Origin of the sequence: Myxococcus sp. AM009 (assembly GCF_013372605.1) — a bacterium.
GTDB lineage: Bacteria > Myxococcota > Myxococcia > Myxococcales > Myxococcaceae > Myxococcus > Myxococcus vastator.
In genome coordinates, this window is sequence record NZ_JABXEP010000027.1 from 1 (window position 1) to 26226 (window position 26226).

General features: G+C 70.6%; 25 protein-coding genes. 15 read left to right on the forward strand and 10 right to left on the reverse strand.

From position 1 onward, the window contains the following. Nucleotides 1-567 (reverse strand): TIGR02266 family protein (locus HV824_RS09365; RefSeq protein ID WP_368738043.1); only part of this gene is annotated, 567 nt, incomplete at its 3' end. A 192-nt stretch (nucleotides 568-759) separates the two neighbouring features. On the opposite strand from HV824_RS09365, the gene HV824_RS09370 reads away from it, so the two are divergent. Together HV824_RS09370 and mltG are read left to right on the forward strand one after the other, a co-directional pair. Then, complete coding sequence (locus tag HV824_RS09370; RefSeq protein ID WP_176423117.1) at nucleotides 760-1902, forward strand: hypothetical protein; 1143 nt, start codon at nucleotides 760-762, stop codon at nucleotides 1900-1902. Nucleotides 1903-1989: 87 nt separating this feature from the next. Next, nucleotides 1990-3009, forward strand: a complete 1020-nt coding sequence (gene mltG, locus HV824_RS09375; protein WP_176423118.1) for an endolytic transglycosylase MltG — start codon at nucleotides 1990-1992, stop codon at nucleotides 3007-3009. Nucleotides 3010-3018: 9 nt separating this feature from the next. On the opposite strand, the gene HV824_RS09380 is transcribed toward mltG, so the two are convergent. Together HV824_RS09380 and HV824_RS09385 are read right to left on the reverse strand one after the other, a co-directional pair. Further along, the gene (locus tag HV824_RS09380) at nucleotides 3019-3810 is read right to left on the reverse strand and encodes an enoyl-CoA hydratase/isomerase family protein (protein WP_176423119.1); all 792 of its coding nucleotides are present in this window, start codon (nucleotides 3808-3810) and stop codon (nucleotides 3019-3021) included. A 27-nt stretch (nucleotides 3811-3837) separates the two neighbouring features. Further along, nucleotides 3838-5199 (reverse strand): hypothetical protein, encoded by a 1362-nt coding sequence (locus HV824_RS09385; protein WP_176423120.1) that lies wholly within the window; start codon nucleotides 5197-5199, stop codon nucleotides 3838-3840. Nucleotides 5200-5472: 273 nt separating this feature from the next. Here HV824_RS09385 and HV824_RS09390 point away from each other — a divergent pair, with 273 nt between their 5' ends. Genes HV824_RS09390 through HV824_RS09400 form a run of 3 tightly spaced genes read left to right on the forward strand, consistent with a single transcriptional unit; the run spans nucleotide 5473 to nucleotide 9485 of the window. Continuing rightward, a complete protein-coding gene (locus tag HV824_RS09390; protein ID WP_090488185.1) occupies nucleotides 5473-6501 on the forward strand; it encodes a MoxR family ATPase in 1029 nt (342 codons plus the stop codon). A gap of 9 nt (nucleotides 6502-6510) precedes the next feature. Next, nucleotides 6511-7389, forward strand: coding sequence for a DUF58 domain-containing protein (locus tag HV824_RS09395; RefSeq protein WP_163785405.1), 879 nt, complete (start codon nucleotides 6511-6513; stop codon nucleotides 7387-7389). Next, a complete protein-coding gene (locus HV824_RS09400) occupies nucleotides 7386-9485 on the forward strand; it encodes a BatA domain-containing protein (RefSeq protein ID WP_176415725.1) in 2100 nt (699 codons plus the stop codon). Before HV824_RS09395 ends, HV824_RS09400 begins: the two co-directional genes overlap by 4 nt. Before the next feature lie 6 nt (nucleotides 9486-9491). Here HV824_RS09400 and HV824_RS09405 read toward each other — a convergent pair whose 3' ends face one another. Further along, the gene (locus tag HV824_RS09405; protein ID WP_255207892.1) at nucleotides 9492-9890 is read right to left on the reverse strand and encodes a hypothetical protein; all 399 of its coding nucleotides are present in this window, start codon (nucleotides 9888-9890) and stop codon (nucleotides 9492-9494) included. A 16-nt stretch (nucleotides 9891-9906) separates the two neighbouring features. After that, complete coding sequence (locus HV824_RS09410; protein WP_176415723.1) at nucleotides 9907-11055, reverse strand: zinc-dependent alcohol dehydrogenase; 1149 nt, start codon at nucleotides 11053-11055, stop codon at nucleotides 9907-9909. A 238-nt stretch (nucleotides 11056-11293) separates the two neighbouring features. Here HV824_RS09410 and HV824_RS09415 point away from each other — a divergent pair, with 238 nt between their 5' ends. Beyond that, complete coding sequence (locus tag HV824_RS09415) at nucleotides 11294-12379, forward strand: YcjF family protein (RefSeq protein ID WP_176423121.1); 1086 nt, start codon at nucleotides 11294-11296, stop codon at nucleotides 12377-12379. 10 nt (nucleotides 12380-12389) lie between these two features. On the opposite strand, the gene dbpA is transcribed toward HV824_RS09415, so the two are convergent. Next, a complete protein-coding gene (dbpA, locus tag HV824_RS09420) occupies nucleotides 12390-13775 on the reverse strand; it encodes an ATP-dependent RNA helicase DbpA (protein WP_176423122.1) in 1386 nt (461 codons plus the stop codon). A 152-nt stretch (nucleotides 13776-13927) separates the two neighbouring features. Between dbpA and HV824_RS09425 the strand changes: the two genes are divergently transcribed. The 5 genes from HV824_RS09425 to nagZ all read left to right on the forward strand — a co-directional run bounded on the left by HV824_RS09425 (nucleotide 13928) and on the right by nagZ (nucleotide 18813). Further along, nucleotides 13928-14488: a hypothetical protein gene (locus tag HV824_RS09425; RefSeq protein WP_176423123.1), complete on the forward strand. Its 561-nt coding sequence runs from the start codon at nucleotides 13928-13930 to the stop codon at nucleotides 14486-14488. Between the two features lie 160 nt (nucleotides 14489-14648). Next, nucleotides 14649-15575 (forward strand): DUF6209 family protein, encoded by a 927-nt coding sequence (locus HV824_RS09430; RefSeq protein WP_176415719.1) that lies wholly within the window; start codon nucleotides 14649-14651, stop codon nucleotides 15573-15575. 160 nt (nucleotides 15576-15735) lie between these two features. Further along, nucleotides 15736-17235 carry an ATPase domain-containing protein gene (locus tag HV824_RS09435; protein WP_176423124.1) on the forward strand — a complete coding sequence of 500 codons (1500 nt, stop codon included), beginning with the start codon at nucleotides 15736-15738 and terminating at the stop codon, nucleotides 17233-17235. A 2-nt stretch (nucleotides 17236-17237) separates the two neighbouring features. Next, nucleotides 17238-17603, forward strand: a complete 366-nt coding sequence (locus tag HV824_RS09440; protein ID WP_176423125.1) for a response regulator — start codon at nucleotides 17238-17240, stop codon at nucleotides 17601-17603. Nucleotides 17604-17703: 100 nt separating this feature from the next. Then, complete coding sequence (nagZ, locus tag HV824_RS09445) at nucleotides 17704-18813, forward strand: beta-N-acetylhexosaminidase (RefSeq protein ID WP_176415716.1); 1110 nt, start codon at nucleotides 17704-17706, stop codon at nucleotides 18811-18813. A gap of 70 nt (nucleotides 18814-18883) precedes the next feature. Here the strand turns inward: nagZ and HV824_RS09450 are convergent, their stop codons facing one another. The 3 genes from HV824_RS09450 to HV824_RS09460 form a co-directional block, all read right to left on the reverse strand. Then, nucleotides 18884-19375: a hypothetical protein gene (locus HV824_RS09450; protein WP_176415715.1), complete on the reverse strand. Its 492-nt coding sequence runs from the start codon at nucleotides 19373-19375 to the stop codon at nucleotides 18884-18886. Nucleotides 19376-19679: 304 nt separating this feature from the next. Further along, nucleotides 19680-20495, reverse strand: coding sequence for a thioredoxin-dependent thiol peroxidase (gene bcp, locus HV824_RS09455; RefSeq protein ID WP_255207893.1), 816 nt, complete (start codon nucleotides 20493-20495; stop codon nucleotides 19680-19682). 61 nt (nucleotides 20496-20556) lie between these two features. Beyond that, the gene (locus HV824_RS09460; protein WP_176423142.1) at nucleotides 20557-21057 is read right to left on the reverse strand and encodes a hypothetical protein; all 501 of its coding nucleotides are present in this window, start codon (nucleotides 21055-21057) and stop codon (nucleotides 20557-20559) included. A 67-nt stretch (nucleotides 21058-21124) separates the two neighbouring features. Here HV824_RS09460 and HV824_RS09465 point away from each other — a divergent pair, with 67 nt between their 5' ends. Then, nucleotides 21125-21772, forward strand: a complete 648-nt coding sequence (locus HV824_RS09465; RefSeq protein ID WP_176415713.1) for a hypothetical protein — start codon at nucleotides 21125-21127, stop codon at nucleotides 21770-21772. Nucleotides 21773-21824: 52 nt separating this feature from the next. On the opposite strand, the gene HV824_RS09470 is transcribed toward HV824_RS09465, so the two are convergent. Continuing rightward, a complete protein-coding gene (locus tag HV824_RS09470; RefSeq protein WP_176415712.1) occupies nucleotides 21825-23144 on the reverse strand; it encodes a response regulator in 1320 nt (439 codons plus the stop codon). A 114-nt stretch (nucleotides 23145-23258) separates the two neighbouring features. On the opposite strand from HV824_RS09470, the gene HV824_RS09475 reads away from it, so the two are divergent. The 3 genes from HV824_RS09475 to HV824_RS09485 all read left to right on the forward strand — a co-directional run bounded on the left by HV824_RS09475 (nucleotide 23259) and on the right by HV824_RS09485 (nucleotide 26220). Then, a complete protein-coding gene (locus HV824_RS09475) occupies nucleotides 23259-23609 on the forward strand; it encodes an MXAN_6627.5 family MYXO-CTERM protein (RefSeq protein WP_176415711.1) in 351 nt (116 codons plus the stop codon). A 10-nt stretch (nucleotides 23610-23619) separates the two neighbouring features. Further along, the gene (locus HV824_RS09480; protein ID WP_176415710.1) at nucleotides 23620-24663 is read left to right on the forward strand and encodes a class I SAM-dependent methyltransferase; all 1044 of its coding nucleotides are present in this window, start codon (nucleotides 23620-23622) and stop codon (nucleotides 24661-24663) included. 111 nt (nucleotides 24664-24774) lie between these two features. After that, complete coding sequence (locus HV824_RS09485; protein ID WP_176423127.1) at nucleotides 24775-26220, forward strand: UbiA family prenyltransferase; 1446 nt, start codon at nucleotides 24775-24777, stop codon at nucleotides 26218-26220. The last annotated feature ends 6 nt before the right edge of the window (nucleotides 26221-26226 follow it).

The following is a 26226-nucleotide window of genomic DNA, read 5'->3' on the forward strand; positions in this document are numbered from 1 at the left end:
CTCGTTGGCGGAGATGTGGTTGTCCTCGCCCTGGAAGATGGACAGCTCCAGGAAGGCCTCGTTGTCCTTCGTCGTGTTGATGGCGAAGGAGCGCTGCGCGGGCAGCGGGCTGTTGCGCTCGATGACGGTGGGCGTGGCCATGCCCGGCGGCGCGGGACGGGCCTGCGCCATGGGCGCGATGGACGGCGCAATCGCGGGCGCGATGGACGGCGCAATCGCGGGCGCCACGGACGGCGCAATCGCGGGCAGGGGCTGGACGGCGGACGCGTTGGAGTCCGCGACGGTCTTCCGCATCAACATCATGTCGACGAGCGCGCGGCTCGCCGTGTCCAGCTCCTCGAACTGCAGGCCCATGCCCGGAGGCCCCGCGGGGTCACCGACTTCGCGCACCCAGCGGACCAGCGCGGAGCCACGCAGCACCCGCACGCCTCCGGCGATCTGCACCTCGAACTTGACGGGGGTCCCCACCGCCTGCGGGGTGCGCGAGCGGATGAACATCCCACCCGGGCTCAGGTTGGTGGCGAACTCCTCCGCGAAGCTCCCCACGCTCTCATGCTTCAGCTTCACCAGCAGGCCAACTGCTTTCCTGTCCGTGGTGCGCCTGCCTTGATCCATGGCGAGGACAATCGCGGTACGCGACCCGCCGCTCAAGTAGGTTTTGACCCCTTGGTCCCCTGCCCGGCGAATGGGCGCTGACAGGTGGGCAGACCGCCTACCTGCACCTTCCCATATCCTCGGCGGCGTCCCTCGGGAGCCCTCATGAGCGCCATCCCTCTCGCAGTCCCAGTCCCCGCACGCGCGGGCTGGCTCGTTGACCGGCGGCACGACCTGATTTGCACCGGGGGCGGCCTCGGGGTGAGTCTGGCGCTGGTCGGACTCCATGTCTGGGGCGGCGTCAGCAGCCTGGTGTTGTGGTGGGCGTGGGTGCTGGCACTGGATGGGCCGCACCTGTTCGCCACGGTGTCGCGGACCTATCTGGACGCGAAGGAATGGCGGACGCGGCGGCGCTTGCTGCTGGGCAGCCTGGCGTGGTTCGCGGTGGGCCCGGCGTCATTCGGACTGTCGACGCTGCTGGGCACGAAGTGGCCCTTCGCCCTCTTCATGACGGCGGCGGCGCTCTGGGCGTACTGGCACGTGGTGCGGCAGCACTACGGCATCATGGTGCTGTACCAGCGCAAGGGTGGTGAGTCGCTGCCACTGGACCGGCGGCTCGACAGCGTGACGCTGTACACGGGGCTGCTGGCGCCCTTCATCGCGTTCGCCGTGTCGCATCCAAGCGCGCGCAAGCAGTTGGGCCTGCTGGGTCCGCCCACATGGGAGCCGGTGGTGGCCGGGGCCTGCTTCGCGGCCGTGCTGGCGCTGGTGGTGCTCTACGCGGGCCGGCAGGTGCAACGCCACCGCGCGGGCCTGAAGGTGAATGTGCCCAAGCTGCTGATGATGGGCGCGGCGATGGGACTGTCGGCCGGGGTGTTCTGGCCTCCGTTCGCGGCGCGCATGGACTTCATCATGTTCGCCGTGGCGGTGACGGCATTCCACAATGTGCAGTACCACGGCGTGGTCTGGTTCTATCACCGCAACCGCTACCACGCGGCGGGCGTGGACCCGGCGCCGTTCGGCTGGGCGCCGAAGGTGAGCCAGCGCTTCATCCTCTACGCGGCGTGCGGCGTCGCCTTCACGCTGCTGTACCGGGGCCTGGGCTGCGGCTTCGGCGCGCACCCAGGCTGCGGCGGCTTCGACTTGAAGGTGCCCCTGGGCGCGGGGCTGACGCTGCGAAACCTGATGGAGTGCTTCATCTGGGGCTTCGCGCTCCACCATTACTACCTGGATCAAAAAATCTGGCGCGTGAGCCGGGACACCGGGTTGAACCGGGACTTGAAGCTCGAGACGGCACCGGCCGCCTGACCTCCGGCCCGCCTGGCGCCCAGGAGGCGACATCTGGATGCCGGAACCCCAGGCACGGCCCGAATCCGGTGATAGCGTGCGCCGCGAATGAAGCGGATTCTCTGGGTCCTGGGTGCAGCCTTCGTGCTGCTGGTGGCGTCCGGCGCGGGCGCCTTCTTCTGGATTGAGCAGCAGGCACACTCGGCCGCGGCGCCGCCTGGCGCGGATGTGGTGGAGTTCACCGTGCCCAAGGGGACGTCCGGGCGCGGCCTGGGCACGCTGCTCGAATCGCAGGGCCTCATCCGCGACACGCGGGTGTGGCGCTGGCACCTGTACCGGCGCGGCAGCTTCGCCCCCAAGGCGGGCCGCCATGAGGTCAGCCCGTCGATGACGCTTGCCGAGCTGGCCACGGAGCTGGAAGGCAACCCCATCCCCGAGGACGTCCCGTTCGTCGTCGTCGAGGGCTGGCGCCTGCGCGACACGGACGCGGCGCTCGTGGCCGCGGGCTTCATCAAGCCGGGCGCGTACATCGCCGCGGCCAGCAAGCCCAAGCGCTTCACCGCGCCCTTCCCCCTGCCCTCCATGGGCACGCTGGAGGGCTACCTCTACCCGGAGACCTACGGCGTGATTCCGGGCAAGTTCGACGTGGAGGCGCTCATCCAGCGCCAGCTGGACGCCTTCGCGCAGCGCTTCTACGCGCCCAACCGCGAGGCCATCACGAAGAGCGGACGCACGCTACATGAGGTGGTGGTGATGGCCTCCATGCTGGAGCGCGAGGAGCCGCTGCCCGAGCAGCGCCCCCTGGTCGCCGGCATCCTGTGGAAGCGCGTGGACAAGGGCTACCCGCTCGGCGTGGACGCCACGTCGCGCTACGAGCTGGCGCGGTGGAATGACCGCATCGCCTTCCTCAAGCGCCTGAGGGATCCGCGGGACCCGTACAACACGCGGCACAAGAAGGGCCTGCCGCCCGGCCCCATCGGCGCGCCCACCGTGGCCTCGCTCCAGGCCGCGATGGCGCCCAAGCCGAGCGATTACTGGTACTACCTGCACGACGCGCAGCGCATCCTCCGCCCGTCGCGCAACGCGGAGGAGCACGAGGCGCTCCGCCGCAAGTACAACGTGTACTGACGCGCGGACTCAGCGCCCCTGGAACACGGGGGCGCGACGCGCGGCGGCGGCGGCCAGCCCCTCGCCCAGGTCCTGGCTGCCGTAGCTCTCCGCCTGGAAGCGCGCCTCCTCCTCCAGCGCGCGCTGGAGCTCGGCCCTGTCGAGCCCCAGCCGCTGCTTCAGCGCACGCACGGCCAGCGGCGCGTTCGCCGCAATCCGCCCCGCGAGCTCCTGGGCCCGCGTGAGCACCTGTCCCGCGGGCGCCGCCTCCAGCGCCAGTCCCAGCTTCACCGCTTCCCTGCCATCGAAGCGGCGCCCGGTGAGCAGCAGCTCCGCGGCGGCCTGCGCCCCCGCCCGGCGCGGCGCCAGGTACGTGGCGCCCATGCCCGGATGCAGGCCCAACTGGACGAAGTTGAGCGCCAGCTTGGAGTCCTCGGCCACGAGGCACACGTCACACGCCAGCGCCACGCACAGCCCCGCGCCAATCGCCGGCCCGTCCACCGCGGCGATGACCGGTACGGGGAGCTCCAGCACGCTGAGGTAGCGCGCATAGAAGCCGAGCATGAACGTGCGCGCCTCCTCGAAGGACGCCTGACGCAGCCGCTCCAGCATCTTCAGGTCCCCACCGGCGGAGAACGCGCCTCCCGCCCCGGTGAGCACCACCGCCCGGACCTCGTCACGCCCCTTCAGCGCCTCGACACGCGCGGCCAGCGCGTCTCCCAGCTCGGGCGTCATCACGTTGCGTCGGGCGGTGTCGTTGAGGGTGAGGGTGGCGACGGCACCCTCCACGTCGAGAAGGACCTCTGCGGCGGGAGCGGACATGGCCGCGCACTGTAGCGGCCCCAGCCGCTAAGGCACCACGAGCCGGAGGAAGGCGTCCTGGTTCCAGGTGTCGCCCGCCCCATCACGCTGCCAGCCGGTGACGGCGAGCCCGCGGCCCGGCACCGTGGCCACGCCCGCGGTGGTCAGCGAGCACACCCCGCTGGCGCAGGGCCGCGCCTCCAGCGTCTGCTCACCCAGCCACGCTCCCGAAGCCGCGTAGCGCGTCAGCACACCGCCACACGTCACCGCGACGCCGCCCGAGTCCTCCACCGCGACGGACGCGCCTGGCTCGGTCACCGGCCCGCACACGGGCTGGCGCACCCACCCCGCGCCGCCATCCGCGCCCGCCGTCAGCACGAAGGCCCCCGAGGAGCCGAGCGACGCCTCGCCCCACACCAGCAGGCCGATGAAGTCCCCCGCCGCCACGAGCGTGCCATCCGCCGCCACCGTCACCGAGGTGATGCGGCCCTTCGCGCCCGGCAGCTCCTTGCCCCAGAGCAGGCGGCCGGACGCGTCGAACGTCAGCAGCACGAAGCCACGCACGCCGGGCGCGCCGAACGTCTGGCCGTCCACCTCCAGCGTGTCCACGAGCTGCCCGGCCAGAATCGACTGGCCCGAAGGCGCCAGCGCCGCCGCGTGCAGCGCGGTGTCCATGTTGGCGCCGTGAAAGCGCCGCGTCCACAGCACGGAGCCGTCCGAGGCGTAGCGCGTGAGCACGGGGTCCTCGATGAACTCCCCCTCCCACTCCTCGCCCGCGGCCAGCACGCCGCCGCGCGCGTCCGCGGCGATGGCGTAGACCTTCTGTCCCACGCGGTGCTGCCACACCGGGGTGCCCTCCGCGTCGAACTTCACCAGGAAGCCGTCCTGCGCCTCGCCCAGTCCGAAGTCCGCCGAGTAGAGGAACGCGTTGCCCGACAGGAACGTCGCCGCGTCGCTCGCCGCCACGCGCGTGTCGGAGAAGCGGTTGCGCACCCACTCTCGCGACCAGCGCGGCGTCCCATCCGCCGCGGAGCGCGAAAGCGTCAGCGCCAGCTTCTCACCTTCCACGGGCTCACGCTCACCGTCCTGGCGGGGCGTGCTGGACACCACCACCGCCACCTCTCCGGAGGGAGCCGTGGCGACGCCCGTACCCATGTCGTCCTGGGGTCCACCCACCACCTGGTTCCACGGCGAGGCCGCCGCCGGAATCGGACGCTGCGGGAGCCCGCTGGAGTCCTGCGGCGCCGTGGGCGTCACGGCCACCCCCGGTGCGGCCCCGTCGCCGTCACGCGGCGCTCCGGCTGGCGCCTCCCCGTCCCCGCCGCACCCGCCCGCCACCCACAGCAGGGCGACTGGAAGAAGCCCCGCCCAGAGATTGCCACGCCCACCACGCCGCCGAAATGACCCCATGACACGCTCCAAGGAGCCTGCTCCCGTCCACCGGAAGCGAGGCCCTGGGAACCTAAGCAGCGTGTCCAGCCCCCGGCATTCCCCCCCAGCCCAGGGGCAGTGTCACATGGCAGGGGAGCATGCAGGCGATCAGCGCCCGGATGTGCCCCGGCGTGCCGGGGTGTGCGGCAGCGGAATAGGTCACCCCCAGAACGGTTGCCAGCGCACGCCCTGGCGCAAGGGTGGCGGAATCCTTTGGTCCCAGCGCCACCCACGAATTAAGAGAACCCTTCCATGGAAAGCGCCGCCCCCGACTCTCTGCCCGTGCCTGACGCCTCGAGCGACGACCTCCGTGCCGTCGAGGAGCTCGCCCAGGCCCGCAACGAAATCGTCGCCCAGATTGAAAAGCGCGTCGTCGGTCAGCGCGAGGTGGTGGAGCACCTGCTCATCTCCCTCTTCAGCCGCGGCCACTGCCTCTTCGTGGGCGTGCCGGGCCTCGCCAAGACGCTGCTCATCTCCACGCTGGCGGACGTCCTCAACCTGTCCTTCAACCGCATCCAGTTCACGCCGGATTTGATGCCGTCGGACATCACCGGCACGGACATCCTCGAAGAGGACCGCACCACCGGCCGGCGCACCTTCCGCTTCCTCCAGGGTCCGCTGTTCGCGAACATCATCCTGGCGGACGAGGTGAACCGCACCCCGCCGAAGACGCAGGCCGCGCTGCTGCAAGCCATGCAGGAGTACCGCATCACCGCCGGTGGCCGCACGTACCCGCTGGAGCTGCCCTTCCTCGTCTTCGCCACGCAGAACCCCATCGAGCAGGAGGGCACCTATCCGCTGCCCGAGGCCCAGCTCGACCGCTTCATGTTCCTGGTGGACGTGGGCTACCCCACCGCCGACGAAGAGGTGCAGATCGTCAAGAGCACCACTGGCGGTCCGCAGCCGAAGCTGGAGAAGATCCTGTCCCCCGAGCGCATCCTCGCGCTCCAGGAGCTGGTGCGCCGCGTGCCGGTGCCGGACCACGTGGTGCGCTACGCCGTGGAGCTGGTGCGCCACACGCGCCCCAAGGAGCCGGGCGCGCTGGACTTCATCGCGAAGAACGCGTCCTGGGGCGCCGGCCCCCGCGCCAGCCAGTACCTGGTCGTCGCCGCGAAGGCGCGCGCCATCCTCCACGGCCGCTTCGTCGCCACCGTCGAGGACGTGCGCGCCCTGGCCCGCCCGGTGCTGCGCCACCGCGTGCTGCCCAACTTCACCGCGGAGAGCGAGGGCATCACCTCCGTGAAGCTCATCGACCAGCTCCTCACGGTGGTGAAGGGCTAACGCCCGCACATGCTGCTCGACGCCCAGACGCTGGCCCGCCTCCAGGGAGTGAAGCTGCGCGCTCGCGCGGTGATGGAGGGCGTGCTGTCCGGCCTCCACAAGAGCCCCCATCAGGGGCAGAGCGTGGAGTTCGCGGAGCACAAGGAGTACGCCCCGGGCGACGAGCTCCGCCACCTGGACTGGAAGGCCTACGGCAAGTTCGACAAGTACTACGTCAAGCGCTTCGAGCACGAGACGAACCTGCGCGCCGTCATGGTGGTGGATGCGTCCGCCTCCATGGGCTACCGCAGCGGCGCGCTGAGCAAGCTGGACGTGGCCACCACGCTGGCGGGCGCGCTGTGCTACCTGCTGGTGCGCCAGCAGGACGCGGCGGGCCTGGCGCTGATGGCGGGCGGCAAGTGGAAGGACGTGCCGCCGCGCGCGTCGGCCGGCCACCTCAACGTGCTGCTGGACACGCTGGAGCACACCACGCCCACCGGCGCCACGGACCTGGGCAGCGCGGCGGACCACCTGGCGGAGGTGCTGCCCCGGCGCTCCAGCGTCATCGTCCTGTCGGACCTGCTGGATGAGAACCAGGACGCCCTGCGCCGCATCCTCGCGCTGCGCCAGCGGAAGAACGACGTGTCCGTGTTCCACCTGGTGGACCCGGCGGAGCTGACGTTCCCCTTCGATGACCCCACGCTCTTCATCGACATGGAGGGCCAGGGCCGCGTCGAGGTCAACCCGCGCGAAATCAAGGAGAGCTACCTGGAGGAGTTCAACGGCTTCCTGGCGAGCGTGAAGGCCGCGTGCGCCGAGGCGGACGTGGACTACGACCTGGTGCGCACGGACGACAAGCTGGATGACGTGCTGCTGCGGTACCTGTCGCGGCGCGGGAGGCGCCGGTGACCTTCGGCAATCCGTGGATGCTGCTGGGCGCGCTGGGCGCCCTCATCCCCCTGCTGGTGCACCTGTTCGACCGGCGCCGTCCCCGGCCGCACCCCTTCGGGCCGCTGGCCTTCGTGATGCGCAGCCAGAAGCGCACCGCCAGCCGCCTCAAGCTCAAGCGCCTGCTGCTGTACGCGCTGCGCACGCTCATCCTGCTGGCCATCCCCATCGCCCTCGCCCGCCCGGAGCTGACGCGCGACGCGGCCGCCGCGCAGGTGGTGAAGGGCCCCGCGGCCACCGCCATCATCCTGGACGCGTCGCTGTCCATGCGCTGGTCGGACGGCACGCCGCTCTTCGAGCGCGCCCGCGACGAGGCCCGCGACGCGCTGAAGGACCTGCTGCCCGAAGAGCCCGCCACCGTGCTGGTGTGCACGCAGTCCCCCGCCGCGCCGCCGCCGCCGGGCTTCGACCGCGGCCGGCTGCGCTCGCTGGTGGATGAAGCGAAGGCCACGCACGGCGCCGCGGACCTGTCGCGCTGCCTGGACCTGGCGGCCCGCGCGCTGGAGGAGAACCCCATGCCGGCCAAGCGGCTGGTGCTGGTCTCCGACATGACGGCCTCCGCCTTCCGGCTGGAGGCGCCGCCGCCCACGGTGAAGGGCCCCACGGGCGCGCCCGTGAAGCCGGAGGTGGTGCTGCGCGACGCGGCCGAGGGCCACGAGGTGCTGAACAACCGCGCCATCGTCGACCTCAAGGTGGAGCCCGCGCTGCAGGCCGGCCCGCGCACGTTCCAGTTCACCTTCACGGTGCGCAACTTCGGCGCGGAGCCGGTGAAGGATTTGGAGGCCACGGTGCGCGTGGGCGAGTCCACGCTGGCCAAGGGCTTCGTGGACCTCCCCCCGGGCGGCACGACGCAGAAGGCGCTCACCGTGCGCTTCCCGCAGGGCGGCACGGTGCTGGGGCAGGTGACGCTGGCGCCGGACGCGCTGGTGGAGGATGACCGGCGCTCCTTCGTGCTGCCGGTGCCACGCGCGCTGAAGGCGCTGGTGGTGAATGGCTCGCCCCACGCGACGCGCTACCGGGACGAGGCCTTCTTCGTGGACGCGGCCCTCACCGCGCCGGGCTCTCCGGTGGAGGTGGCCACGCGCGACGCGGAGGTGGGCCTGCGCGAGGACTTCTCCACCTACGATTTGGTGCTGCTGCTCAACGTGCCCGCGCCTGGCGCCGACGAGGCCCAGAAGCTGGCGGCCTTCGTGGAGAGCGGCGGCGGCCTCTTCATCAGCATGGGCGACCGGGTGAACCCGGAGGCCTACAACCAGCGGCTGGGCCCGGTGCTGCCGCGTCCGCTGCGCTTGGTGCGCACCAGCGCCGAGCGCGATGACCCGGACGCGGACACGAAGAGCGCGCGGCTGGCGCAGGTCTCCGTGGAGCACGTCCTCTTCTCGCCCTTCACGGGGCAGGCGGAGGAGGGGCTCGTGGGGGCGCGCTTCTACAAGTACATGCTGCTGGAGGCGGACTCTCCGGGCGCGGCCGGCGCCAGCCAGGTGCTGGCCACGTACGAGGACGGCGCGCCGGCGGTGGCCGTGGCGCGCAAGGGCAAGGGGCGCGTGGCGCTGCTCACCAGCACGGTGGACCGCGACTGGAGCGACTTCTCCATCCGCACGTCCTTCCTGCCGCTGATGCAGCGCTTCGCCGCCTACCTCACCGGCTCCCTGGACGAGCGCGAGGAGGTGCGCGTGCGCGTGGGCGAAAGCGCCACGCTGCGTCCGGAAGGCGCGCGGAAGGTGTCCTCGGTGCGCGCGCCGGACGGCAGCGAGGTCGCCGTGAAGGAGCAGCCGGAGGGCGCGCTGGTGGCCGGGCCGGTGACGGAGCCGGGCGTGTACTCGGTGCTGGGCGCGGACGGGAAGGTGCAGTCCGACTTGTCCTTCGCCGCCGTGCTCGAGCCCTCCGAGAGCGACCTGGGCCGTGTGCCCATGGACACCCTCACCGCCTACTTCGGAGAAGAGACGGTGAAGGCCTCCACGGGTGACGCGGACAAGCCGACCGTGCCGCTGTGGACCTGGCTCATCCTGGCCGCGTGCCTGGCGTTCTTCTTTGAAGGCACGCTGCTGCGCAAGTAGCCGGCGTCAGGCCCGGAGCCGGCGCATCAAGACGCCGCCGACGAGGACGACCGCCGCACCCGCCGCGAGACGTGGAAGGCCCCTCCGCAGCTTGTGCTCGGCCACGTCCACGCGGTCCGCCAGCAGCAACATCATCCAGTGCCGCGTCCAGTGGTCCGGGTACTTGTAGGCCAGGCGGCGCAGCACGCCGGAGACGCCCTGGGGCGGCTGGGCCGTGCCGAACACCAGCGGCATCTTCCGCGCGGGCTGCCCGTGCTTGAACACCGCCACGTCCGACTGCTGGCGGGACGGCGTGCCCCGCGCGTCGCCGCGCAGCTGAGGTGACTCCTCCTTGGGGAAGCCGGGGCGGTTCTTCGGGTCGGCGTCCACGCCGTAGCCGGGGATGTTTCGCGCGTTCGGGTTCATGGTGGGCTCCTTCCACTCAGGCATGGCCATGCGGGGAGAGGACGCACTTGATGCAGCCGTCCTGTTTCTTGGAGAAGAGGTCATACGCCTTCGGCGCGTCCTCCAGGCTGAAGCGGTGGGTGATGATGCCCTTGGCGTCCACGCGCCCCTTGCGGATGTGCTCCAGCAGGTGCGGCATGTAGCGCTTCACGTTGCACTGGCCCAGCCGCAGCGTCTGGTTCTTGTTCATCGCCGTGCCGATGTCGACCAGGTTCCACGGCGGCCCGTACACCCCCACCACGGAGATGACACCGCCCTTCCGGGTGGCGTGCATGCACCAGTTGAGCGCCGTGGTGGTGCCCGCCTCGGCCATCAGCCCCAGGCCCAGCACGCGCTGCAGGAGCGAGCCTTCGGCCTCGCAGCCAACCGCCTCGATGCTCACGTCGGCGCCCCGGCCCTCCGTGGTCTCCTTGATGGCGGTGACGATGTCCACGTCCTTGAAGTTCAGCGTCTCCACGTGGGCGAACTTCCGGGCGAAGTCGAGCCGGTAGTCCTGCAGGTCCACCGCGATGACGCGGCCGGCGCCCATCAACCACGCGCTCTTCATGGCGAAGAGGCCCACCGGGCCCGCGCCGAACACCACCACCGTGTCCCCCGGCTGGATGCCTCCCATCTCCGCCCCCATGTAGCCGGTGGGGAAGATGTCGCTGAGGAAGAGGACGTCCTCCTCGTCCATGTCCTCCGGAATCTTCATGGGCCCCACGTTGGCGAAGGGCACGCGCACGTACTCCGCCTGCCCGCCGTCGTAGCCACCCGTGGTGTGCGAAAAGCCGAACGCGCCGCCCGCGACGTCGCTGGACGGGTTGGAGTTCTCACAACACGCCGTCAGGCCCTTCTTGCAATAGAAGCAAGCGCCGCAAGAGATGTTGAAGGGCACCACCACCCGGTCACCCGGCTTGAGGCTGGTCACGCCCGGGCCCACCTCCTCCACGACGCCCGCGAACTCGTGGCCGAACGTGCAGCCCACCCGCGTGTCGGGGATGAGGCCGTGCAACAGGTGCAGGTCCGAACCACAAATGGCCGTCTTCGTGACCTTGAGCACCGCGTCCTGCGGGTGCTCGATGCGAGGGTCCGGCTTGTCCTTCACCCGAACCTGGTACGGCCCCTGGTAGCTGAGTGCGCGCATGCGAGTTCTGCTCCTTTGTGGGTAAAGGAGTGAGGACCGCGCATTGACACGGCAAGGCGGGGCCGGCGCCCGTGTGTGTGCTCCCTGTCCTGGCTGGCCGCGCCGGGCGAGCAGGCCCGACAGGGCTCCCCTGCCCGCTCGCCCCGCCGGTCCACCGCCGGCGCGCGGAGGCTTTCCGCTACGCTGGGGCTCCCTCCCCTGATGCGGGAGGACTCACCGAAGGAGGCGGCGGCGGTCCATGGACATCCATCTGGCGGAGGAGATTCGCAAGCAGGTCGAAGAGGCCTTCCGCAAGCGCGGCCGGGTCAACATCGTCATCGCGGGCCGCAGCGGCGTGGGCAAGAGCACGCTGGTCAACGCGGTGTTCCACGGCCGCATCGCGGACACCGGCCAGGGCCGCCCCGTCACGAAGGAGACGCGCGAGTACACGAAGGACGGCATCCCCGTCAGCATCCTCGACACCCGCGGCCTGGAGCTGGGCGCCTTTCAAGAGACGCTGAAGCTGCTGGAGGAGCTGGTGGCCGCGCGCGCCAAGGACGCGGACGCCACGCGCCACCTGCACTGCGCCTGGCTGTGCATCAGCGAGGACTCGCGCCGCGTGGAGGATGGTGACGTGAAGGCGGCGGAGATGCTCGCGCGGCACATGCCGGTGGTCGTCGTCGTCACGAAGGCCCGCAGCGACCAGGGCCTCCGCGCGGAGGTGCAGAAGCTGCTGCCCATGGCCCGCAACGTCATGCGCGTGCGCGCGCTCCAGGAGACGGACGACGAGGGCCACACGCTCCAGCCCAAGGGCCTGGTGGAGCTCGTCGAGCTCACCATGGAGCTGGTTCCAGAAGCCCAGCGCAACGCCTTCGCCGCCGCCCAGCGCGTGAGCATTGGCCAGAAGCGCAAGCGCGCCCACGGCATCGTCGCCAGCGCCGCGGTCGCCGCCGGCCTCATTGGAGCCGTGCCCATCCCTTTCGCCGACGCCGCCCTGCTCGTCCCCACGCAGGTCGGAATGCTGGCGGGGGTGAGTAGCGTCTTTGGCCTCCCGCTGACGGAGGCCTTCCTCTCCACGCTGGTGGGCGCGGGCATCACCGGCCTGGGCGCGACATTCACCGGCCAGTCCATCGTGTCCGGCCTGCTGAAGCTCGTCCCCGGCCCGGGCACGGCGCTTGGCGCGCTCATCTCCGCCACCACCGCCACCGCGCTCACCACGCTGTTCGGCGAGGCCTACGTCGCCGTCCTCTCCAAGCTGATGGAGAAGCGCCGCGGCGAGCTGCCCACGGAGGAGGAGGTCATCCAGGCCTTCCGCGAGGAGATGTCCCTGCGCGGCGCCGCGTGAGCCGCCCGGCCTACTTCACGCGCTCGATTTTGTACCGGCGGCCCTTGATGCGGCCTTCGCTCAGCCGCTGGAAGGCCACCCGCGACACGCGCCGGGCGACGGCGACGTAGGCCACGTGGTCCTGGATTTCAATCTTGCCCACGTCGGTCGCCTCCAGCCCGCCCGCCTCGCCCGTGAGCGCGCCCAGGACGTCCCCGGGCCGCAGCTTGTCCTTGCGTCCGGCGGAGATGTAGAGCGTGTCCCACGTCGACTCCAGGGACACCGCGTTGCGCGGGTCCGCCGAGGGCAGCGACTCCACGTCCCCGCGCTCCAGCTTCACCCCGGTGGCCAGTTGGATGTCGTCCACCTTGCGGCCATCCCGAGGCGCGACGATGGAGACGGCCAGCCCCGCGCGCCCCGCCCGTCCGGTGCGGCCGATGCGGTGCACGTAGGGCTCGGCCTGCATCGGCAGGTCGAAGTTGATGACGGCGTCCAGCGCCTCCACGTCGATGCCGCGCCCCGCCACGTCCGTGGCGATGAGCACCCGCGTGCTCTGGTTGCGGAACTTCGCCATCACCCGGTCCCGCTCGAACTGCTCCAAGTCCCCCTGGAGCCCGTCCACGCTGACGCCCGACGCGGAGAGCGACTTCTTCAGCTCCACCACCGTCGCCTTGAGGTTGCAGAAGACGATGGCGGACGCCGGCTGGTAGTGCCGGAGGATGCGCAGCAGCAGGGCCTGCTTCTCCGCCGGCTCGCAGTCGTAGCGCACCTGTTGGATGTCGGGCCCCGCGGTGGTGCTCTCCACCGTGACGCGGACGGGTTGACGCTGGAAGTCGCGGCTCAGCGCCTCGATGTCCGGCGGGAAGGTGGCGGAGAAGAGCACCGTCTGCCGCCGCGGCGGCATGGCCCCGAGGATGCGCTCCATGTCCTCGCGGAAGCCCATGTCGAGCATCCGGTCCGCCTCGTCGAGCACCACCGTGGACAGCTGCCGCGTCTCCAGCGCGTCCCGGTCCAGCACGTCAATCACCCGGCCCGGCGTCCCCACCGCCAGGTGCGCGCCCTTCTCCAGCGCCTCCAACTGCGGACGGATGGGCTGGCCTCCCGCGAGCACCAGCACCTGGAGCCCAGGCAGCCGCCGCCCCAGCCTGCGGATCTCCCCCGCCACTTGCGCGCACAGCTCGCGCGTCGGGCACAGCACCAGCGCCTGCACCTTGCGGTGCTGCAACTGGACCTTCTGGAGCAGCGGCAGCGCGAAGGCCGCCGTCTTCCCGCTGCCCGTCTGCGCCTGACCGACCAGGTCCCTGCCCTGGAGCAGCACCGGGATGCTCTGCGCCTGGATGGGCGTGGCCGACTTGAAGTCGAGCTCCTCCAGGACCTGGAGCAGGGGAGGAGCCAGCGCGAGCGATGAGAAGTCCATTCGGGGCCCCATGGCACGGCACACCCGCCGAAGCCAGGACAAGTGAAGCCACCACCCCACCTGGCCGCTCTCACTGGATGCTTGTCACACTTTCTGTGAAAATCTCGTTTTTACCGAAAAGCAGCTGTGCCTGTCCCTTGCCTGGAGCCCCCATGTCCCCCATCCGTATCTCCCTCGCCCTGCTGGCCACCACCCTCCTCGCCATTGGCTGTGGCGGGCCCGAGGAGCAGCGCATTGAAGAAGGTCCGGCGCCGGTGCTTGAGTCCTCCGGCGACACGGCGGGCGACGTGCAGGCGTTCAACGCCTGCACCGTGACGCTCGCGTGTCCGGGCGGCACGTCGATTCAGTGCGGCAGCCTCCTGGGGGACTGCCGCTCCACCACCAAATCCGTGACGTGTGATGGCGTCACGCGCACCTGCGGCCCCACGTCCTGTGCTCCGGCCCGGAAGAGCATCACCGAGAACATCAGCGTGTGCTACCCGTCGAGCCACCCCTACGGGCGCTACTCCATCCCCAGCCCGGAGAGCGGCGTGACGTACACCTGGTCCAGCAACTACGCCTCGCTGCACAACAACACGGGCTCGTACGTCGTCCTCTCCGCCACCTCGGTGGGCTACTTCACCCTGTACGTGACGGCCTCGCGCCCGGGCTGCGCCCAGACAACGACGTTTTCGGCGGACTTCTACGCCGAGGACGCGGCGTCCTGCTTCTGAGGCCCTGACGCTCGACAGGAGGGCCCGCCCTGGGAGCCTGCTCGCTCCCCCAGCGGTCCGCCGTGAAACCGCCCGCCCCCTGACAGGGCGGGCGACCGGCAGCGCATGCGACAGGAAGTCCTGGTAAGTGGCGACATCCCCGCTTCCTGGAGTGCCCCGCATGGAGACGTCTGTCTGGAAATCCCTGGCCCTCGCGTTGCCGCTGATGGCGGCCTGTGGTGGCGCTCCGTGGCAGGAGGAGACGTCCGCCAGCGCCACGGCGTCACAGCAGGCGCCGCTCACCACGCCCACCGCCACGGTGCGCTTCCTCACCGGCTGGACGCACACACAGCACGGCGCCATCGTCCGCGGCGGCACGCTCGTCGTCGACTATGACTTGTACCGGATGACGGACTGCCATCACAGCACCTACGCCGGCCAGCAGGCGTGGGACACGCTGGCCTACGTCCGCTTCCTCCCCAGCGGCCAGCTCTTCAGCGGCAGCGTGAAGCAGGCCACGGGCAGCACGTCGTTCGTGAACAAGCCCTTCGAGGTGACGGTGCCCTCGGACGCCACGAGCGTGGAGACGTGGTTCTTCACCTCCGGCCGCACCTGCGCGGCGAAGTACGACAGCAACCATGGCCAGAACTATGTCTTCCCCGTGGAGGCGCAGTCACCGTCCGCGGTGGCCTGGGCCGGTGACTGGGGCGGCAGCTTCGCGCGCGACTGCGAGCACCGCGACGGACTGGCGGACCCCATCGTCATCGACAGCTACGTCATGGAGCGCGCCTGCAAGTTCGTGGACGCGGACGTGTACGTGCCCGGCGTGACGGATGCCGCCACCGCGCGTCCGGAGCTCCTCCAGGCGCAGGTGGCGTTCAGCGTGGACGGCGCGGCCACGCAGCACCACTGGCTGGCCTATCAAGGTCGGGTAGGCAACAACTACCGGTATCGCTGGAACCTCGCCGCGCAGCCGCTCGCGTATACGCCGTGGAACGCCTATGCATTCGGGTTCCGCTATTCAACGGACGGTGTGAGCTGGTATCGCATCGCGAGCGGCGCTGGCCCCGCGGGCGGCACCGCGCGGACGGTGCAGCGCGGATTCTGAGGCACTCCACCTCTGTTGAATGCCGCTGGGGCCGTGCGCTTCAGCGGCAGTTCGGAAGAGGCGCTGTGGCAAGAAGTGTTCCCCTGAGAAGGCGAGCGCACTGCTCCCAATCATTCCGGTGGGGCCACACTCGGGCCGGGCCCAGGAAAGGGAACGCGAAATGACCGAAGGCACTCCACGCGTGGCGGAACGGATATCCACGGGCATTCCAGGCCTTGACACCGTGCTGCACGGCGGCTTCCGCAAGGCCCGCACCTACATGCTGATGGGCCTCCCGGGTTCGGGGAAGACCATCTTCGCCAACCAGGTGAGCTTCCACCACGTGAAGCGCCACGGCGGGCGCGTGCTCTACCTGACGCTGCTGGCGGAGTCGCACACGGAGCTGGTCGGCAACCTCTCCTCGCTGTCCTACTTCGACCCCACGCTGCTGCCCGACGCCATCACCTACCTGAGCGCCTTCACGGTGCTGGAGCAGGGTGGGTTGGACGCGCTGGCGGAGCTCATCCGCAAGGAGACGAAGAACCACCAGGCCACGCTGCTCGTACTGGATGGGCTGGTGGCCGCGGAGGAGGTGGCGCCGTCGCAGCAGGCCCTCAAGAAGTTCATCCACGGTCTCCAGGTGGTGACGGGCCTCATGGGCTGCACGACGCTGATCCTCACCACCGGCCGCGGCCAGGGCCTGCGCGCCGAGCACACCATGGTGGATGGGCTGCTGCTGCTCCGGCAGCGCCTGTTCGGCGCGCGTGCCGTGCGCGAGCTGCTGGTGCGCAAGTTCCGGGGCAGCCCCTATCTGCTGGGCAAGCACAGCTTCGACATCACCGAGGATGGCCTCGTCATCTATCCCCGCCTGGAGACGCTCGCGGAGTCCGGGCCTCCGCCGGGGCCGCCGCTGGACGCGAAGTGCGCGTTCGGCATCCCCGGGATGGACGCGATGCTGACCGGGGGCGTGCCCCAGGGCTCGACGACCATCCTCCTGGGGCCGTCGGGCGGCGGCAAGACGCTGCTGGGGCTGAACTTCCTCGCGGAAGGCGCCCGGCGGGGTGAGCGCGTGCACTACTTCGCCTTCTACGACTCCCCCGAGCGGATGGTGACGCAGGCGGCGGGCATCGGGCTCGACCTGAAGCCCCTCATCGACCGAGGCGACTTCGAGGTCAGCTTCCGGCCGCCCACGGAGAACCTGCTGGACAAGCTGGGCGTGCAGTTGCTGGACATCATCCGGACGCACGGCGTGCGCCGGCTCTTCCTGGACGGCTACGACGCGCTCCGCAGGGCGGCCATCCGGCAGCCCCGTGTGTCGCGCTTCCTGGCCGCGCTGGTCAACGAGTGCCGCATGCGCGGCGTGACGCTGCTCTACTCCGTCGAGCTGACCTCCGCGTTCGGCGCGGAGGTGACCTTCCCGATGAAGGGCATCTCCATGGTGGCGGAGAACGTCCTCTTCCTGCGCCAGGTGGAGCTGAACTCCCAGCTGCGCCGCTTCGTCTCGGTGCTGAAGCTGCGCAACAGCCCGCACGACACCGCCCTGCGCGAGCTGCGCATCCACACGACGGGGATGGAGGTGGCGGACACCTTCACGGATGTCGAGGCGATGATGAGCGGCCTGCCACGGTCGACCACGTGGTCCGAGCCCCGGCGTCCCGGCGGCGGGCGCCAGGGGACGTAGGCATGGGCCCCATCCTCATCGTCGATGACGAGTTCGGCATCGTCGAGGCCATGCGCGACCTCCTGAACGACGAAGGCTACCGGACCGCCATCGCGCTCAATGGGAAGGAGGCCTTGGAGCGGATGGCCGAGGAGCGCCCCTGCCTGGTGCTGCTCGACTACATGATGCCGGTGATGAACGGCCCGGCCCTGTTGGAGGCGATGGAGCGCAGTCCCCTGCTGCGCGACATCCCGGTGGTGATGATGAGCGCCAGCCCGCCGGACTACTGGAAGCACCTGCGCTGCGCGGCCTTCCTGCCCAAGCCCTTTTCCCTGGACGACCTGCTGGGGGTGGTGAAGCGCTTCGCCCAGGGAGCCATCCTCCAGTAGCGCGCCTCACCGCCCTGCGGCCTGGCAGGCAGCCGACGCATTCTGGGGCACGGTGTTCCTCCCGAGCGCCCAGCCCCCGGCTTCTGCCAGACTGCGCGCCGTGACGACCACCTCCGCCCTCTACCGCGACTGTGCCCGCCTCTTCATGGTGGGCTTTCCCGGCACTCATATCGACAGCGAGCTGGCCGCGCTGATGGATGACGGCATCTACGGCGCCATCCTCTTCAAGCGCAACGTGGGCAGCGCCGCGGACACGGCCGCGCTGTGCCACGCGGTGAAGACACGCGCGGGCCGGCCCTTCATCCTGTCGGTGGACCAGGAGGGAGGCCGCGTGGCCCGGCTTCGCGGCGAGCCCTTCACCGCGCTGCCGCCCATGCGTGAGCTGGGACAGCGCGGCGACGCAGCCCAGGTGGAGCGCGTGGGCCGGCTGCTGGCGTATGAGCTGCGCGCGCTGGGCTTCGACTGGGACTTCGCGCCGGTGCTGGACGTGGACACCCACCCGGACAACCCCGTCATTGGCGACCGCAGCTTCAGCCGCGAGGCGGAGGAAGTGGCGCGGCTGGGCGTGGCGCTCGCGCGGGGCCTGGAGGCGGGCGGCGTGGCTTCGTGTGGCAAGCACTTCCCCGGTCACGGCGACACCACCACCGACAGCCACCTGACGCTGCCGCGGCTGCCGCATGACATGGAGCGGCTGCGCCGCGTGGAGCTGGTGCCCTTCCGCGCCTTCGCCCAGGCGGGGCTGGCGTCCCTGATGACGGCGCACGTCCTCTTCGACGCGCTGGACCCGGGCGTGCCCGCCACCATGAGTCAGCGCGTGCTCCAGGGCGTGCTGCGCGAGGAGCTGGGCTTTGACGGGGTGCTCGTCAGCGACGACCTGGAGATGAAGGCCATCGCCGGCCACTACTCCGTGGAAGAGGCCACCGTGCAGGGCACGCTCGCGGGCGTGGACCTGTTCCTGGTGTGCCACGACGCGGACGTGCAGCGCCGCGCCATCGAAGCCCTGGTGAAGGCGGTGGAGTCCGGTCGCGTGTCACGGGAGCGCATCGCGCAGGCGCACCGGCGGCTGGACGCGCTCAGTGCCCGCTTCGCGCACCCGGCGGAGGACCGGCTCGCCCTGCTGGGGAGCCCGGAGCACCACGCGCTGGCCGAGGGGCTCGTCAGCACCTTCACCGGCCGCGACCCGACCGAGGTGATGCTGGCCTCCCGCTGAAGGCGCGGAGGCCGGACTGCCACGCGCGCTCCCGGCGCCCTGCACCGGGAGCGGATGGAAGGGGCGGACTTCAGCGGCGATAGGGGCCGCTGCGGTCCTGCCAGCCCAGCGGGCTGAAGCCGCTGGAGTGGCCACCGCGCTTGCCACCCAGCGCCGCGCCGTCCTCGCCCCCCAGGCCCTGGGCCGCGGGCGAGTACGCGGCGCCGCCCTGCACGTTGTACTGGTCACCCATCATCTTCCCGGCGTCGTCGATGATGGAGCGGCCCTGGGTGCCGTCGTTCTTCGCCGTGCGCGGGTCGATGCTGGAGCCAATCTGGTCGATGGTGCCGTTGTAGCCCCGGTTCGCCGGCAGCGTCCAAGGCGGCAGCGGCGTGTTGGTGTCGCCACCCTCCATGTTCTTCATCGCAGCGGGCTGGTCACCGCGCTGGGCGGCAAAGTTGCCCCGCGGCTCATCCGGCTGACTGCCACCCGTCTCCGGAAGGCCCCGGCAGCCCACAGCCAGAACCGCGCCCGCCATCAATGCCGCCGCCGAACCCCACCGCCGAATATTCCGCTCGCGCATGTCGACTCCTCCGAGTCCCTTCAAGCTGGTTGCTCGTACTTTCCGAAGATGGGGCACGCCGGGAATGGAGCCCCCGGGGTGACGCCATGTCCGCGTGACGACGGACCGCACGGACTCCACATATAGCCCCAGCGGCGGCCGGGAGCAGCCCTCTTCAGCGCTCCCGGCGCCCGCTCCGCTGAGGGCTGCTTCTTCGTCGAGGAAGCCCACTTCCAGGCCGCGGGCTGGCGGTGCCTCCGGGCCCGCCGGGGATTGCTCGATGGAGGACGTCTGGGACTGCGTCCGCCCTGAGCCGCCCGGAGCGCTACCTCCTGGTGGCCTTCTTCGCCGCCGCGGCCTTCTTCGCGGGCGCCTTCACGGACGCCTTCTTCTTGCCGGCGCCAGGCTTCTTCGCCGCGGGGGCCTTCTTCGCCGCCACGGACTTCTTCGCCGCCACGGACTTCTTCGCCGCGGGAGCCTTCTTCGCCGCAGCCGCGACCTTCCTTGCCGCACGAGGCGCCTTGGCGGCCGGAGCCGCCTTCTTCGCCGGCACCCGCTTGGCTGCAGCGGTCTTCCCCGAGACAGTCTTGCCCGCCGGAGCCTTCTTCGCGGTGGCGACCTTCTTCCCCGCGGGCGCCTTCTTCGCGGCGGGCTTCTTCTCAGCACCGTCCGCCGCCGGGGCATCGCCCTTCAGCGCGGCCAGCACCTCGGCGACGTGGCCGTTCACCTTCACCTTGGGCCACACCTGCTTCAGCACGCCATCCGGGCCAATGAGGAACGTGGCCCGGGTGATGCCCAGGAACTTGCGGCCATAGAGCGACTTCTCGCCCCAGACGCCGTAAGCCTCGGACAGCGCGTGGTCCACGTCGGCCAGCAACGGGAAGGGCAGGTTGAACTTGGTCGCGAACTTCCGGTGGCTCGCGGTGCTGTCCGCGGACACGCCCAGCACCACCGCGCCCGCGGCCTCCAGCGCGGAGTGCTCATCGCGGAAGCCACACGCCTCCACGGTGCATCCGGGGGTGTCGTCCTTCGGATAGAAGTAGAGGACGACACTCCGGCCCGCGAACTGCGCGAGCGATACCGGGGTTCCATCCTGGTCGGGGAGCTGGAACGCGGGGGCCTGGTCACCTGCTTGGGGCATGGGCATGCGGGCTCATTAATCACAAAGCCCGCGCCACTCAACGTCCAGCGACAGCGCCCCGTCAGTGGGCGGGATGCCCCGCTTCACCACCATGGTCATGCCCATGCTCCCCGGGCGGATGGCTGTGCGCCTCCAGCCGGACCAGCGCCTTGCGGCACTCGGTCAGCGCCTGGTGCAAGGGCTCCCGGTCCGCGCCCTCCGGCGTCTGGCCCAGCCGGATGGCCAGGGCCTCACACGCGGCGCGCCTGGCATCCACCTCCGACGTCCCGGGGCCCGTGGCCCCCGGCGTGGCCAGGGGGCGCGGCGGCAGCTTTCCCCGCAAGCGTCGAATGGTGGCGATCCGCTGCTCCGCCTCCGGACGGGCCTTGGAGTCCTTGGGAATCGCCTCGAAGGCGTTGATGACGGGGTCCCATGCCGGGTCCAGGGGAGACACGCGGCGGTCAATCAGCTCGCGGTAGGACTTCTCCGCGTCCCGGAGCTGGTCGGGCCCCTTGTCGCAGCCAGGCGACAGAAGCAGACAGAGCGCGAGCGGCATGACGGCGGACAGCCGTCGGGTGGTCATCCTCATGAAGGGTCGGTTCTCCTCTCCTGCTGGCCTCCCGATTGAAGCACGGCTAGGGTGCCGCGTCGTGCAGCCCATTCTCCTCGCCTTCCTGCTTGGCCTGTCCCAAGGCATGCTCCACGCCGTGGGCCCGGACCACTGCGCCGCCATGGCCACCCTCGGCACCCTGGGGGGAGGCCGGCGCCGCGCCGCCATCGCCACCGCCGTGCGCTTCGCGCTGGGACACGCCGTCATGCTGGGCGGCATCGCCGCGCTCTGCATCCTGGCGGGCGTGGGCCTTTCAGAGACCTTCGAGCGCTGGGCCGAGATTTTCGGCGGCGCCGTGCTGGTGGCCCTCGCGGTGGCCGCCCTGCTGTTCCCCAGCAGCCTGGACCACGGTCACCCGCACCTGCCCGGCCACACCCAGGAGCCGCACCAGCACGTGCACACGGTGAGCACCACTGCGGGCGCGCTGATGGCCGTCAGCGGCGTGCGCTCGCTGCTGCTGGCCCTGCCCCCGCTGCTGGTGGGCGGCAGCATGAGCATGGCCGCGTGGATGTACCTGCCCGGCTTCGCGCTGGGCATCCTCATCGGCATGGGCGTGGTGGGGCTGATTTTCGCGGAGGGCATCGCTCGGCTGAACGCGCGAATCACCCTCTGGGTGCAGCGCGCGGTGGCCGTGGGCTCCTGCGCGCTGGGCCTGTTCTGGATGGGCTCGCGGCTCGTCGGCGGCTGAGCCCCTTGGTACAGCGTCCCGCCCGTGACGGCGGGGACGGACAGCGCGGCGGCTAGCTGCGCTTGTCCAGGATGCCCAGCGACATCATCGCCACCAGGAAGCCGTAGACGACGTGCTCGGGGCGGTTGGCGAACGCCAGCAACTCCGCCACGGTGCGGTTGCCGTCAATCTTCGGCAGCAGCTCCGCCTCCCACCGCTCCAGCTCCACTTCGTTGAGCTGGTAGGCCGGAGCCACGGCGGGGATGAGGCGGTCCTCTGGCTGGAGCAGACGCCGCAGGCGCTCCGGCTTGTAGAGCTTCTTGATGCCCCGAACGATGAGGTTGGCCGGGTGCAGGTCCAGCTTGATGGACTCCGCGCTCGCCTTCTCCCGGAAGCTCAGCACGTACGAGCCTTCATCCCACGCGAAGAGCGAATAGATGACGGCCTTCACCTGCTGGCCCACGTAATAGAGGCGCTCGGTGTCCTTGAGCAGCCCGCGCTCCACCAGCACGTCGCCGGTGCGGCGGTTGGACTGCGCGGCCACCGCCGACGCGTCCTGGAGCTGCTCCGGCTTGATCTTGCCCACGCGGACGAGGAACTGGCCGAAGCGGTCCGCGAGCAGGTTGGAGAGGGCGAACACCGGCGTGCCCTTCTCGAAGTAGACGACCTTCTTCACCTTGCCCTTCTGCACGCCCAGCTCACCCGTCTCGCGGGAGAGATAGAAGGCGGTGAGGAGCGAGGGCAGGTTGTCCCGGATTTCGCCACGACGGCTGCCCGGCGCGCCCGCGGGCGGCGGGTCCGGCGGACGTCCTGGCGTGGGCGGGCGCACGTGGGTGGCCGGCACCTTCTGCATGGGGCTGGCCGTGAGGTTGGCGCCGCGAATCTCCGCCGTGATGTTGCCGCCGCCCGTCACCTTGATGCGGCCGGTCAGCTCCATGGCGTCCTGCGGGCCCTCCTCCTCCACGTCGATGTCCAGCTCCACCTCGAAGGCGTCCTGGAGCGACGCGGCCGAAGCGGAGGGCTTCTCCGGAGGCAGCACCTTCGTCATCGCCTCGAGCAGCTTCTGGGCCTCGAAGGGCTTCTCGAAGTAGCCGGCGGCCTGGTACTTGGTGCGCGACTCGACGGCGTGCTTGCCACCCTTGAAGACGCCGGTGATGAAGAGGAGCGGGAGCTGGGGGTTGTCCTTCCGCAGCGCGTCCGCGAGGTGGTACCCCATCATGTCGGGCAGCAAGATGTCGAGCACGGCCGCCGCCGGAGGCTGGGCCTTGGCCAGCTCCACCGCCTGCTTGCCGCGGCTCGCACCCAGGACCTCGTAGCCCGCCTCCTCGAAGAGCTGCGTGAGGAGGGACAACAGCTCCTGATTGTCATCGACGACGAGGATTCGGGGTGCCATCGCGGGGCGTACCGTACCAGATGCGAAGGGAAGGGTCAGACAATCTGCCCCCGGGTGCTCCTGCCACCGCGGAGGATGCATCCGTCCCTCCAGGCGGTTAGGGTGGCGGCCCCGATGTCTCCCTTCCGCTCTCACCTGCGCCGCCTGCTGGCCTGCCTTCCCCTCCTGCTGCCGCTGGGGGCCATGGCCCAATCCGACGGTGGGCTCGACGCGGGCCTCCCCGACGCCTCCGTGGGCGAGGGCGGCGCGGACCGGGACAACCCCGAGGGCGACGACAGTACAGGCAGGGTGAATACGTCCTGCCGCAGCACCCGGGACTGCTCCCCCCGCTTCACCTGCGATGACGGGCTCTGTCGCTACACTGGCGTGCGCCAGGCAGACCAGCAAGGCTGCGTGCTGGGTGCCCAGGCCGCGCTCCTCGTCGTGGGCCTGGCCGCCGTGGCTGGGTACAGGCGCAGGCGTTAGGAGCACACGCATGAGGCTGGGGCTCAAGGCGGACAACCTGCTGGAGCGCGTGGCGGACTGGCTCAACCTGGCCCCACAGCCGGTGGCCCAGGCCTTCTTCGGGATGATGGCGTCGCGCACGCTGATGGCCGGCGCGCGGCTGGGCGTCTATGAGGCCCTGACGGACGGACCGGTGTCCGCGGAGACGCTGGCCGAGCGGCTGAAGCTGTCCCAGGAGGGCACCCGCACGCTGCTGGAGGCGCTGATCGCCTGCGAGGCCGTGGAGCGCCAGCGCGGTGGACGCTACCGGCTGGCCCCGCGCGCCAGGCGCTGGTTGGACCCGCGCTCGCCCCGCTACGTGGGCGCCTTCCTGGAGTTCAACTACGCCCAGTGGGATTGGTGGAACGGGCTGGAGGGCGTGGTGCGCACCGGTCAGGCGGTGGACATCCACGGCTTCGCGCCCGACGACGCGCGCTGGCGCGACTACATCCATGCCATGCACCAGCTGGCGCGGCTGGCGGCCCCGGAGGTCGCGGCGGCCATCCCCCTGCCCCGCGGTGCGAAGCAGGTGTTGGACCTGGGCGGCGCGCACGGCTGGTACGCCGCCGAGCTGTGTCTGCGCAACCGGGGCCTGAAGGCCACGGTGTTGGATTTGGAAGGCAGCGCCCGCGTGGGCCGGGAAATCATCGCCTCGGCGGGGCTGAGCCACCTCGTCACCCACCGCGAGGGCGACATCCTCACCGCGGAGCTGGGCGGCCCGCATGACGGGGTGATGCTCTTCCAGGTGATGCACCACCTGTCCCCCGCACAGAACGTGGCCCTGCTGCGGCGGGTGCGCGCCTCGCTGGCGCCCCGGGGGACGCTGGCGGTGCTGGAGTATCTGCGTGAGAGTGTCGACACGCCCACCAGCGCGGCGCCATTGATTGGCTTGCACTACTTCCTCACCTCCGGCGCGGCCGCCTACACGCCCGCCGAGGTGGAAGGCTTCCTGGACGATGCGGGCTTTCGCATCGAGAACAGCCGCCCCATCCGGCACCTGCCCTTGCAGACGCTTTTGGTGGCTCGACTGGACTGAGCGTCCACCCGACCGCAGTTCTGGCGTGCCTGCCCTGAGGTGGCTTTTCCGCGCGGAGGGCGTCTGCGCTACCCTGCCCGCCCTTTGACGGCTTCCGTCACACCGCTGCCCATGCTTCCCCAAACGCCCCTCCCCGAGGACTCTCCGGACGTACCACTCGCCGTCGACCTCGACGGGACGCTGGTGCGCACGGACACGCTGCACGAGAACCTGCTGGTCCTCTTCAAGCGTGCCCCCTGGCTGCTGCTGCTGGCCCCCTTCTGGGTGCTCAAGGGCAAGGCCTTCTTCAAGGCGGAGGTGGCCCGGCGCGCGGCCCTGGACGCGGCCAGCCTGCCCTACCACGAAGAGCTCCTGGCGTACCTGCGCGAGGAGCAGGCCCGAGGCCGCCGGCTGGTGCTGGCCACCGCGGCGGACCGGCGCATCGCCGAAGCCGTGGCCGCGCACCTGGGCCTGTTCTCCGACGTCGTCGCCAGCGAAGCGACGGTGAACCTGTCCGGCGCGCGCAAGCTGGCGAAGCTGAAGGAGCTGCTGGGCACCTTCGACTACGCGGGCAACGACACGGTGGACCTGCCCTTGTGGCGTGAGTGCCGCCGCATCGTCGTGGTCCACGCGCCGGCCGGGGTGCTGAAGCAGGCCCGGGGCCTGGGCCGCGACGTCCACCGCGTCTTCGAGCGCCCCGACACCCACCTCCGCACCTGGGTGAAGGCGCTGCGCGTGCATCAGTGGGCGAAGAACGCGCTCGTCTTCGTGCCGCTGCTGGCCGCCCACAAGGCCACCGAGCCGGACAAGCTGCTCCAGGCGCTGCTGGGCTTCGCGGCCTTCAGCCTGTGCGCCTCCAGCGTGTACGTGCTGAATGACCTGCTGGACCTGGACTCCGACCGGCGCCACCCGACGAAGAAGAAGCGCCCCTTCGCGGCCTGCACGCTGCCGGTGAGCACCGGCGTCATGCTGGCCCCCGTGCTGCTGCTGGCCGGCGCCGCGGTGTGCCTGCTGCTGCCGCCCGCCTTCGCCGCCCTGCTGGGCACCTACTACGTGCTGACGCTGGCCTACTCGCTGCGGCTGAAGCAGGTGGTGATGTTGGACGTGCTGGTGCTGGCCGGGCTGTACACGGTGCGCATCTTCGGCGGCGCGCTCGCGGTCAACGTGCCCACGTCCAGCTGGCTGATGATGTTCAGCATGTTCCTCTTCCTCTCGCTCGCGCTGGTGAAGCGCCTGAGCGAGGTGCGCCGGCTGCGGCAGACCAACGAGGCGTCCGCGCATGGCCGTGGCTACCTGGCCCAGGACTACGAGCAGCTCGCCAGCCTGGGCGCGGCCTCGGGACAGGTGTCCGTGCTGGTGCTGGCGCTCTACATCACCTCCGATGAAGTGACGGCGCTGTACGCCCACCCGGAGCGGCTGTGGCTCATCTGCCCGGTGATGCTGTACTGGGTGGGCCGGGTGTGGCTGCTGGCCCACCGCGGGCTGGTGAACGAGGACCCGCTCGTCTTCGCCCTGAGGGACCGGGTGAGCTACGCGGTAGGGCTCGTGTGCGCGTTGGTGCTATGGGCCGCCACGTGAGAGGTC